We start from the raw sequence: 9,945 nt of genomic DNA, 5'->3' as shown, positions 1-9,945 counted from the left end.
ACGACAGCTCCGACATCGTCAGGAAAGTCCCCAAAGACCTTGGCGCTATCAGTTTCAGGAACAGGCAATGGCGCGTACCGAAAGCCTTCAGAGGAGAACACGTCGCTGTAAGGCCTACCGGACAGAACACCTATGACATCTGCTTCGGAGCGAAACGCATCGCGACTATTGACCTCACATCAACATAGGCTCACCAAATGTGTAACCTATGTCTCCGAACATGTGTCACCCATGTCTCCGGTCCGTATAGCGGGGAGGGGGTACCATCTGCGGAGCAGATGGTGGGCGGGGCTTATAGCAGAAGTCGCAGGCTAAGCGCTTGACGTATTACAACCGCATCCACGTCACTGTTTAGCAGAAAGAGGCCCCGCCCACCGCAGCAAGCTGCGGTCCCCTTCCCCATAAATGGGGAGGGCGAAGTGCGTTCAGATAACCCGGAAGACCTACTCCGCCGTCAGCGAGCGGAACAGGCTGGCTTCGAAGTCGATGAGGATGTCGGCGTATTCGACGCTTTCCAGCTGGCGCGACTGTGTCTTGTACAGACGCGCCATGCGGAACTTCCAGAACGACACGATGTGGTTGAGGATGCCCAGCTTCTCACCCAGGTCGAAAAACAGATTCGACCCGCGCATCAGGAACTGGCGAAATGGCTCAGGATTCCGCTCAACGGCCAGAGCGATATAGACCTCGTCATAGCTTTCAAGCACACGCCCGGCTTCGTGGATCGTTTTGACGATGGCCTTGGCGATGCGCGGACGGGCGCGGCGCAGATAGTTGCGCACCATGTCTTCGTGCGTCGGCACCGGCTTGTAAGTCGACAGACCGTTCAGCACCTCGCGTATGGCGTCTTGCAGTTCGACGTAGCCCCACTTGTAATAGAGGAAGCCGCGCCAGCACATGATGCCGGCGGAAAACTGCTCGTCGGTCATGCCGAGCGTTTCCTTCAGCGGCCACAGTTCACGATCGAGCTGGTCGGACAGGATCTTGCTGCCGAGGCGTGACGCGCCCTGGCCGCCTTCGCCCCCAAGCGCTGCGGCAACGAGATTTTCGATCTCATGCGCCGTAAACTTGGCCATGCTTTGCAGGTCGTTCGGCGAAATCTGGAAATACTTCGGCGATGCCCTGACATTCATCGCCAGCAGGTGTTCGCGCAACAGGAAGGGGTCGAGGGACGGCAGCCGGTCCATGCAGCGCAGGATCTCGACGTCACGACTGCGCGACAGGTCGGTTATGCCGAGATAGGTCTTCATCAGCTGTTCGAAATGCGCCTGGCGGAAGTAGAAGGCGCGGCCGCCCAGTGTCAGGTCATAGGCATCGAAGGGCAGGATGATTTTGGTCACGGTCTGGCGGCTGCCGGCAAACAGGTGCCGTTCGTCAACACGCAGATTGTGCTTGAGGATGATGGCGCGGTTCAGAGACGAATTTTCGAACAGCGGGTTTTCGTTGTAATCTTCGTCATCGCGAAAGGCGCGATAGACGCGCGACAGGTTGAGCACGCGATCCGACGACCCGCCAAAGGTCAGGTGCGCCAGATTCCGCATCTCGCGCGAGGTGCGGAACTGGCTCTCAGCCAGCCTGGCCATGACGGGGGCTTCAACAAACACGAATACTCATCCTTTCCGGTCCAGCGATATGCCAAAAAGTGTGCGGCGGTTTTTGGCTGGATATCGCGACAAAAAAATAAACCGGTTACGCTTCTTCTTCACGGCTGCCGATCATGCTCAGCGAGTCCTCGAAATCCATCAGGATGTCGCTGTATTCCGTCGGCGTCAGGCGCTGATTAATCATCGCCTGGCCCATGCGGTACTGCCAGAATGAGCCGATATGACTTAAGATTCCGATATTCTCGCCAAGCTCAAAAAACAGGCCCGGCCCGTCGAGCAGGAAGCGGCGGAATGGGCCGGCATTTTCGCCCTGGACGAGGGCGTGGTAGGCCTGGTCGTAGACGTTCAGCGTCCGTCCGACGCCCTGGACGGCATCGACGATCTTGCGCGCCAGTCTGGGGCGGACCTCGCGGAGGTATTCCTTCAATGCCTCGTCGGCCGAACCGACAGGCTGGTAGCTGGCCAGGCCCTCCAGGACCTTCCGCATTTCTTCCTGCAGTTCCAGGTGGCGCCACTTGAAGTACAGGAAGCCTCGCCACGAGAAGATGCCGTCGGAGAACTCCTCCTCGTTCATACGCAGGACGCGGCGCAGCGGCGACAACTCCTTGTCAAGCTCGTCGGCCAGGATCTTGCCGGTCAGCTTGACCCCGGCCTCGCCTGACAAACCGTCGCCGAAGGCGGTGACGACCAGGCGCTCGATCTCGGCATTGGCGAAACCGACCATGCGCTGGACGTCGAAGGGCGAGATCTTGAGGTAGCAGGCGCCGGGTTTGAAGCCGTTGCGGCCCAGGTGTTCGCGCACCAGGAAGGGATCAAGCGATGGCAGTTGGTCCATCAGACGCAATAGCTGCACATCGGCATTGGACATAACGTCGTCGATGTTGAAATAGGCGCGGCAGAAGGCGTCGAAACCTGTCTGGTTGACGAAGATCGAACGGCCGCCCAGTTTGAGGTCCAGCGGGTCGAAGGGCAGGATGATCTTGGTCGCGGTACGCTTGGAACGGGCGAACAGGTCGCGTTCGTTGGCACGCAGTGTGTGCTTGACCAGGATGCACTTGTTGAGTTGCGAGTCACGGAAGAAGGGCCGGAGCTGGTATTCTTTTTCGCGCGCCGACTGGAGATAGACCTGCGACAGGTTGAGGACACGGCTGGTCGAAGCGGTCTCACCCAGATTGGCGAGATTGCGGACATCGCGATTATTGGCCTGGTTGCCTGCGGCTTTCGAATCCGCCGGCGATGAGAAGGCATGCGCGTTCATGCGAGCAATTTCCTGTTCTGGCGCCGCCGGGCGACAAGGTTTTCAAGGCGCTGGACAATTGCCGCGGCCTGGCTTTCCTGATCGAACGGCACGGTATTGAGCTGCATCAGGGCGTCGAGATGGGCATCCAGGATTTTTTGATCCGCGTGGTCGCCGGCCATGGCGATATAGGTGTTGAGTGATCGTGTTGCCTGTTCGATGAGGTTCAGGCGGAAATTGTGGGCCCGGCGTTCGGCGACAAGCAGCTTTTCGACCATGTGGGTCATGGTAGCCCGGTCCAGGCCACCACGCGCGCTCATCATGGCGCGGACCGCGTTCAGTTCGACCGTCAATGATTCGCGGAACATGTTGCGCGAATGGGTCTCGGCAGTCTGTTCGACGTCTTCGTTACGGCGAAGCAAGCCTGGATAGGACTCGGCCCGACGCCGGCGGCGGTCGGGACCGGTATAGTCCAGCGTGGCGACGAAACGGCGCTTCTGCGTCAGGGCCGAGGCCAGCGCCTTGAGCAGCGAGCCGGTTGAAAACGGCTTGATGACAAATTCATTGATGCCGGCATTGCGCGCCGTCGTGACGTCGCGCGCCCTTTGCCGGGCGGTGATCATGATGATCGGCACTTCGGGATTGGCGAAGCGCGGGTCGGGTGCGTGGGCGGCGGCACGGATTTCGCGCACCAGCTCGACACCTGTCTTGCCGGGCAGGCCCCAGTCGAGCAAAAGCACATCCGGATCGTGTCCCTGCATCTGCTCTATCGCCTCTTCGGCGTCGCGGGCAAAGGTCAGGTTTTCAAAGCCGGCGCCGCGCAGCAGTTCCAGGATCAGCCGGCGCGAGGCATCATGATCCTCGACCACGAGAACGGCGGCGCGTGCGCAATCAATCTTGCGCAGCAACCGTTGGGTCTGGGAATGCGATGTCTTCATCGTGAGGTAAATGGCTCGAATGCGGCGCTCCGATACCGGAACAACGCCTGCGAAAATAACAGCCACACCTTAATTTCAGGTTGACCAAGGTCCTGATTTTTATGGTTAAATTTGCGTAAATCCGGAGCAGGTTCGAAAAAGTGGAAACCGGTTTTCGCGCCAGGCATGTGACCAATAGAGACCCTGACATCAACCCACGCTTAACCGCTCTGTGGTAAACAGGCGAAATGTACCGTCGCGCGCTCCTCGCCTCCTCGCTCTGCCTGTTGTTCACCGCCTCGTCGGCCCTGGCCAATGCGCCCAAGAAAAAGGGCGGCGGGCCGGGCTTTACCCAATTCCCGATGATGAGCGTGTTCACGCGCGGCAACGGCCACCGCCACGGCACGTTGAGCCTCGATATGGGCCTCTATTCCAATGATGCCAAGATGGTCGACCGGATCAAGCTGTACATGCCGCGCCTCAAAGACGCCTATGTCAGCCGGCTGCAGTCCTATGCCGGCGGCCTGACGGCCTCCAGCCTGGTCGATGCCGACTATCTGGCGACGCAACTCCAGACCATCACCGACCAGGTCCTGGGCCAGTCAGGGGCCAAGGTGCTGATGGGCTCTATCCTGCTTAACTAACCACGGCGTTGATCCATGCAATGGCGCGTATTTTTGCATTGCACAAGAAAATGATTATCGGCATAGTCTGTTTACCATGATAAGCGGCCGTTAGAGCGATATGGCGAAAAGTGTCAGCGGTTTTCGCCATAGATATCGCGACAAAACAAAAGCCGATTAACAAAGGAATCAAAGGGATGAGTGACGCGCCAGAACCGGGTTCGACACCCGGCGCAGGTCCTTTCGAAAGCGGTTTGCGCATGATGGGGGCGCAGCAGCAGTTGGCGGCGCGCAGCCTGATCAATCTCATCGAAATGATTTCGACGACCTCACGACGCTACGCCGAGGATACACAGGCGTTCACGCGCGATGCCTATGAATTGATGAAGGAGGCGTCCGAAACGCGTGACCCGGCCGCCCTGTCCGAGCTACAGCAGAAATGGACGAAGACCTGCCTGAAGTATGGCCAGGACCAGACCAAGGCGACCATGACCTTCGTCCAGAATTGCGGCAAGCAGGCGCTCAATTCCGCTGCACCGGCCGGCGGCGAGCCGAAAAAGGACTGACATTATGGAACTCAAGGGTAAGACGGCACTGGTCACAGGTTCGACCAGCGGCATCGGGCTGGCTATCGCCAGGGCGATGGCGGCGCAGGGCGCCAACATCATGCTCAACGGCCTGGGCGATGCGGCCGAGATCGAAAAGGTGCGGTCTGAGCTGGCGGCATCGGCGGGGGTCAAGGTGCTGTTCGACGGCGCCGACCTGACGAAGCCAGACGCCATCAAGACGCTGATTTTCAATACCCAGGACCAGCTGGGCGGCGTCGACGTCCTGGTCAACAATGCCGGCATCCAGCACGTCTCGCCAATCGAAACCTTCCCGCCGGAAAAGTGGGACATGATCATTGCGCTCAACCTGACCGCATCCTTCCACACCACACGGCTGGTGTTTGATGAAATGAAGGCCAGGAAGTGGGGCCGGATTATCAATATCGCTTCCGCGCACGCGCTGGTCGCCTCGCCGTTCAAGTCGGCCTATGTCGCCGCCAAGCACGGCCTTTTGGGTTTCACCAAGACGATCGCGCTGGAAGGCGCCGAGTTCGGCATTACCTGCAACGCCATCTGCCCGGGCTATGTGAAAACGCCGCTGGTTGAAAAGCAGATCCCCGACACCGCCAAGGCACGCGGCATCACCGAAGAACAGGTCATCCGCGACGTGCTTCTGGCTGCCCAGCCGACCAAGCAGTTCGTCACGGCCGAACAGGTCGCGGCCCTGGCTGTCTTTTTGTGCCAGGACGCCGGCAGCCAGATCAATGGCGCCCCACTCAGCATGGATGGCGGCTGGGTAGCGCAGTAGTCGTTAGATAAACTCACAGGGGCCAAGCGGCCCCGGCAGTCGTCTGCCGCCCTCGCGGAGGCGTTCGCGTCTGGCGAAATGCCGTGAGCGGAACAAAGCTCACTTATCGAAATTTTATCAAAACGGCGTGCCTGACTTACCGCTTCACAACGCCGGGTCAGTCATAAGTTTCACTTCTTTGTGAAGAAGGAAATCTCCCGTGCGCAAGACCTCCATCAAGCTGACCATCCTGGCTGCCCTGGCCGCCTCCCTGACTGTCGCCGCCTGCACCAAGACGGAAGACACCCATACCACCACCGAGACCACGACCGAAACGACCTCGGTCGTCGCGGACCCGATGGCCGCTGATCCGATGGCTTCGGCCGCGGCTTCGGAAGCCAGCCCGGCCGCTGCTGAAACGACGACGACCACGACGACCACGTCGGCGGCTGCCGTACACTAATACGGGTAGGAAATGCCCAGGCCTTGAGGACTGTGTGAGAGGCAGTTCTTACGGACACTGGCAAAACGGGCCTGGCAGGGAGAGCTGCTAGGCCCGTTTTAATGTGCGCATACTTAGAGAGATTTACTCGACCTCTGCCACCACCTTGGCCAGGTTTTCGCGGGCGGCATCGGCCGCGCGCTGGCGTTCCCACATCGAGTGGTAGATGCCATTCAGCGCCATCAGTTCGTGGTGTTTGCCGCGCTCGGCCACCACGCCTTCCTTCAGCACAATGATCTCATCGGCGCCGACGACCGTCGACAGGCGGTGGGCGATGACCAGAGTCGTGCGGTTCTTGGATACGTCGTCCAGCGAGGCCTGGATTTCGCGCTCTGTGTGCGTATCGAGCGCCGAGGTCGCCTCATCGAGGATCAGGATCGGCGGCGACTTCAGAAGCGTCCGCGCAATGGCGACGCGCTGCTTTTCACCACCCGACAGCTTGAGACCGCGTTCACCGACCTCGGTCTCATACCCCTTGGGCAGCGAGGCGATAAAGGCGGCGATCTGGGCGCGTTCGGCGGCGTCCTCGACTTCTTCGCGCGAGGCACCGAACTTGCCGTAGCCGATATTGTAGGCGACCGTGTCGTTGAACAGCACCGTGTCCTGCGGCACCATGCCAATGGCGTGGCGCAAGGAAGCTTGTGTCACCGTACGTATGTCCTGGCCGTCGATCTCGATCGAACCGCCCTTGACGTCGTAGAAGCGGAACAGTAGGCGCGAAATGGTCGACTTGCCGGCGCCCGAAGGCCCGACGATGGCGACCGTCTTGCCGGCCGGAACATCGAAGCTGACGCCCTTCAGGATTTCACGATCGGGATCGTAGGAGAAGTGCACGTTCTTGAACGACACAGCGGCCGCCGCCACCGATAATTCCTTCGCATCGGCTGCATCGACGACCTCCTTGGGCTCATCCAGCAGGGTGAACATGGCATCCATGTCGACCAGGCCCGTGGAGATTTCGCGATAGAGCGTACCAATGAAGTTCAGCGGAATGGCCAGCTGCATCATGAAGGCGTTGACCATGACGAAATGGCCGACCGTCTGGCGGCCATTGGCCACTTCCCAGGCCGACATCACCATGACGATGGCCATGCCGATCGAGAAGATCACCGCCTGGCCGATATTGAGCCAGGCCAGCGACGTATAGGTCTTGATCGCGGCCTTTTCGTACATGCCGGTGGCGCGGTTGTAGCGATCGGCTTCGAGCTGCTCATTACCGAAATATTTGACGGTCTCGAAGTTAAGCAGCGAATCGACCGCCTTCGACATCGCATCGGAATCGGCTTCGTTCATGTCCTTGCGGATGGAGATGCGCCAGTTCGACGCCATGATCGAGAACCATACGTAAATCACGACCGTCACGGCGACGACGATGACGTACAGGATGTTGAACTGCAGCCACAGGATAATGGCCGTCAGTATGAATTCGACCACGGTCGGGATGCCAACCATCATGGTCAGGCGAATGATGGTTTCGATGCCAGCCTTGCCGCGTTCAATGACGCGCGACAGGCCGCCGGTACGACGTTGCAGGTGGAAACGCAGCGACAGGTTATGCAGGTGGCCGAAGGCGCGGTTGGCCAGGCCGCGCACCGCGTGCTGGCCGACGGCGGCAAACAGGGCATCGCGGATATTGTTGAGAATCTGCGCCATCATCCGCGCCACGCCATAGGCGATGACCAGGACGATCGGGCCGGCCGCCAGCAAGCCCCAGAATTGAATGTCCTTGTTTTCGGTCAGAGCGTTGGTCGACCATTTGTAGGTATAGGGAATGGCGACCGTCAGCAGCTTGCCGAACAGCATGAACAGCAGTGCCCACACCACCTGCAGCCTCAGGTCGGCGCGGTCGCGCGGCCAGAGGTAGGGGTTGAGAAAGGCCAGGGTTTCCTGGAATTTTGGCTTGGGCTTGGGAAAATTAGCAGTCTGAGTGGCTTGAGACGCTGGCGGAGGACTCATAATGAAGCTTTCAAAGTGCGGCTCCCGCACTTATCGCGGCAAACCCATTATTTCGCCCTATATAGGCCGCACTTCCGCCTGCGCCAATCTTAAGCTTGCTTTATTTTTATGCGGGATCGCAGCCATTTATGTCGCACGCCGCGCCATCATTGCCGACGACGACCGGTGCTTCGGCGATGGCTGCCTGCAAGGCCTTGACGAAATTGTCTTTTCCCTGCGCGCCCGACACGGCGAACTTGCGATTGATGACGACAAAAGGCACGCCGCGTACACCGAAGGTCTGTGCCGTCCTTTGGTCCGCAGCCACGCGCGCCGCCAGTTCGGCCGAATCAAGGGCGGCCGTGGCGTCGTCGCGGTCCAGCCCCGCCTCGGCCGCCAGCTCGAGCAGCGTGACACGGTCGAAAACATTCCGGGTCTCTGTGAAATAGGCGCGGTAGAGCCGGTCGAGCACCTGCGGCTGCACGCCTTTGTCCCCCGCCAGGATCAGCAGCTTGTGCGCATCCAGCGTATCGCCGGTCAGCGTACCGGCGATATGGAACTCAAGCCCCTCGCCGGCCGCATTGGCTTCGACATTGCGCATGGTCGCTTCGGCCTGCTGTGGCGTCTGACCGTACTTCCTGGCGAACATCTCCTCGACGGGGGCCACGGCGTCGCCCGGCATCAGGCGGAAGGCGCGATGTTCGATCTGCGCCTCGACGCCGGCCTCCTTGAGCGCGGCCTCCAGCTGCGTCTTGCCGATATAGCAAAACGGACAGATGACATCCGACCAGATTTCGATATGCATGACGGTCTCCCAAAGTCGCGACGATCTGTATGTAGTGCGGTTACGGTTTGGGTCAAGCCCGCCAGCGACAGACAGCCGCCGCCTGCCCGTTGAATACACAGAACCAGAGGGGAACCCTTAAATGCCGATCCGTCATGCTTTCCTCGCCATCCTGGCGCTTGCATTCGTTGCCCCGGCTCATGCCGAAGCGTTCAAGCCCATCCGTGTCATGATGATCGGTGATTCGACCATGACCAATAAGTCTGGCTATGGCGAAGGCTTCTGTGCGCAGTTCAAGCCGGAAGTGACCTGCGTCAACCTGGCGCGCGGCGGCCGCAGCTCCAAGAGCTATCGCGTTGAAGGCCTGTGGGACACGGCGGTGGAGCAGATGCGCGACAATACGGCCTACAGCAAAACCTATGTCTGGATCGGTTTCGGTCACAATGACGGCTCCTCAAAGCCCGAACGTCACACCGACATCAAGGCCGAATTCCCGCTGAATATGCGCCGCTTCGGCGACGACATTACCGCCGCCGGCGCCGTGCCCGTCTATGTCACGCCGCTGACCCAGCGCTGGTTCAAGGATGGCAAGCTGCGCGCGGACCTCCTGCCGTGGTCGACCGCCATCAAGGTGGTGGCGCGCGACCGGGGCTATCAGGTTGTCGATTTTTATGCCGTCAGCCAGAAAGCCGTCCAGGAAATGGGCCTGCCGGCCGCCAACCGCTTAGCCGGCGATCCTATTCCGCAGAACATCCTCGACAGCGAAAACAGCGGCACCTCTGTCCCCGCCGTCTTCAGCGACGCCTCACAGGGCACCAAGTCCGACAAGCAGGCCTTTGACTATACCCATCTGGGCGCTGCCGGCTCTGCCTATTTCGGCAAGCTGGCCGTCGAGAGCTGGGCAGCGCAAAGCCCTGAGATCAGGCCCTACCTAAAATAGCCTGCTGCCATTTTCAGGCTTGCCTTGTGCTATGTTATACTATAACAACATCGGGCGGCGCGGTTAAA

Annotated in this window: 10 protein-coding genes; 5 read left to right on the top strand and 5 right to left on the bottom strand. The window is 59.9% G+C overall.

Annotated features, from left to right (window positions below):
* Nucleotides 1-443: 443 nt before the first annotated feature.
* From AC1DON_RS06360 to AC1DON_RS06350, 3 genes are all read right to left on the bottom strand, one after another.
* The gene (locus tag AC1DON_RS06360) at nucleotides 444-1,604 is read right to left on the bottom strand and encodes a hypothetical protein (protein ID WP_476933917.1); all 1,161 of its coding nucleotides are present in this window, start codon (nucleotides 1,602-1,604) and stop codon (nucleotides 444-446) included.
* 85 nt (nucleotides 1,605-1,689) lie between these two features.
* Nucleotides 1,690-2,862: a hypothetical protein gene (locus tag AC1DON_RS06355; protein WP_476933916.1), complete on the bottom strand. Its 1,173-nt coding sequence runs from the start codon at nucleotides 2,860-2,862 to the stop codon at nucleotides 1,690-1,692.
* Nucleotides 2,859-3,779 (bottom strand): response regulator, encoded by a 921-nt coding sequence (locus tag AC1DON_RS06350; protein WP_476933915.1) that lies wholly within the window; start codon nucleotides 3,777-3,779, stop codon nucleotides 2,859-2,861. The genes AC1DON_RS06355 and AC1DON_RS06350 overlap by 4 nt, the downstream gene beginning before the upstream one ends.
* 227 nt (nucleotides 3,780-4,006) lie before the next feature.
* Between AC1DON_RS06350 and AC1DON_RS06345 the strand changes: the two genes are divergently transcribed.
* The 4 genes from AC1DON_RS06345 to AC1DON_RS06330 all read left to right on the top strand — a co-directional run bounded on the left by AC1DON_RS06345 (nucleotide 4,007) and on the right by AC1DON_RS06330 (nucleotide 6,179).
* A complete protein-coding gene (locus AC1DON_RS06345; protein ID WP_476933914.1) occupies nucleotides 4,007-4,402 on the top strand; it encodes a flagellar basal body-associated FliL family protein in 396 nt (131 codons plus the stop codon).
* Nucleotides 4,403-4,578: 176 nt separating this feature from the next.
* Nucleotides 4,579-4,947 carry a phasin gene (locus AC1DON_RS06340; RefSeq protein ID WP_476933913.1) on the top strand — a complete coding sequence of 123 codons (369 nt, stop codon included), beginning with the start codon at nucleotides 4,579-4,581 and terminating at the stop codon, nucleotides 4,945-4,947.
* Nucleotides 4,948-4,951: 4 nt separating this feature from the next.
* Nucleotides 4,952-5,737 carry a 3-hydroxybutyrate dehydrogenase gene (locus AC1DON_RS06335; RefSeq protein ID WP_476933912.1) on the top strand — a complete coding sequence of 262 codons (786 nt, stop codon included), beginning with the start codon at nucleotides 4,952-4,954 and terminating at the stop codon, nucleotides 5,735-5,737.
* A 199-nt stretch (nucleotides 5,738-5,936) separates the two neighbouring features.
* Nucleotides 5,937-6,179, top strand: a complete 243-nt coding sequence (locus tag AC1DON_RS06330) for a hypothetical protein (RefSeq protein ID WP_476933911.1) — start codon at nucleotides 5,937-5,939, stop codon at nucleotides 6,177-6,179.
* A 123-nt stretch (nucleotides 6,180-6,302) separates the two neighbouring features.
* Here the strand turns inward: AC1DON_RS06330 and AC1DON_RS06325 are convergent, their stop codons facing one another.
* Both AC1DON_RS06325 and AC1DON_RS06320 read right to left on the bottom strand, forming a co-directional pair.
* Nucleotides 6,303-8,174: an ABCB family ABC transporter ATP-binding protein/permease gene (locus tag AC1DON_RS06325; RefSeq protein ID WP_476933910.1), complete on the bottom strand. Its 1,872-nt coding sequence runs from the start codon at nucleotides 8,172-8,174 to the stop codon at nucleotides 6,303-6,305.
* Nucleotides 8,175-8,280: 106 nt separating this feature from the next.
* The gene (locus tag AC1DON_RS06320; RefSeq protein WP_476933909.1) at nucleotides 8,281-8,958 is read right to left on the bottom strand and encodes a DsbA family oxidoreductase; all 678 of its coding nucleotides are present in this window, start codon (nucleotides 8,956-8,958) and stop codon (nucleotides 8,281-8,283) included.
* A 121-nt stretch (nucleotides 8,959-9,079) separates the two neighbouring features.
* Between AC1DON_RS06320 and AC1DON_RS06315 the strand changes: the two genes are divergently transcribed.
* On the top strand, nucleotides 9,080-9,877 hold the full coding sequence (locus AC1DON_RS06315) for a GDSL-type esterase/lipase family protein (RefSeq protein ID WP_476933908.1): 798 nt from the start codon (nucleotides 9,080-9,082) through the stop codon (nucleotides 9,875-9,877).
* Nucleotides 9,878-9,945: the final 68 nt, after the last annotated feature.

This window comes from Asticcacaulis sp. P4_H10, assembly GCF_056400965.1.
This window is presented reverse-complemented; position numbering and strand designations above follow the sequence as displayed.

Excerpts from the sequence above, each read along its gene's own strand:
- AC1DON_RS06355 (WP_476933916.1), bottom strand. The coding sequence starts at position 2,862 with ATGAACGCGCATGCCTTCTCATCGCCGGCGGATTCGAAAGCCGCAGGC.
- AC1DON_RS06350 (WP_476933915.1), bottom strand. The coding sequence starts at position 3,779 with ATGAAGACATCGCATTCCCAGACCCAACGGTTGCTGCGCAAGATTGAT.
- AC1DON_RS06345 (WP_476933914.1), top strand. The coding sequence starts at position 4,007 with ATGTACCGTCGCGCGCTCCTCGCCTCCTCGCTCTGCCTGTTGTTCACC.
- AC1DON_RS06340 (WP_476933913.1), top strand. The coding sequence starts at position 4,579 with ATGAGTGACGCGCCAGAACCGGGTTCGACACCCGGCGCAGGTCCTTTC.
- AC1DON_RS06335 (WP_476933912.1), top strand. The coding sequence starts at position 4,952 with ATGGAACTCAAGGGTAAGACGGCACTGGTCACAGGTTCGACCAGCGGC.
- AC1DON_RS06325 (WP_476933910.1), bottom strand. The coding sequence starts at position 8,174 with ATGAGTCCTCCGCCAGCGTCTCAAGCCACTCAGACTGCTAATTTTCCC.
- AC1DON_RS06320 (WP_476933909.1), bottom strand. The coding sequence starts at position 8,958 with ATGCATATCGAAATCTGGTCGGATGTCATCTGTCCGTTTTGCTATATC.
- AC1DON_RS06315 (WP_476933908.1), top strand. The coding sequence starts at position 9,080 with ATGCCGATCCGTCATGCTTTCCTCGCCATCCTGGCGCTTGCATTCGTT.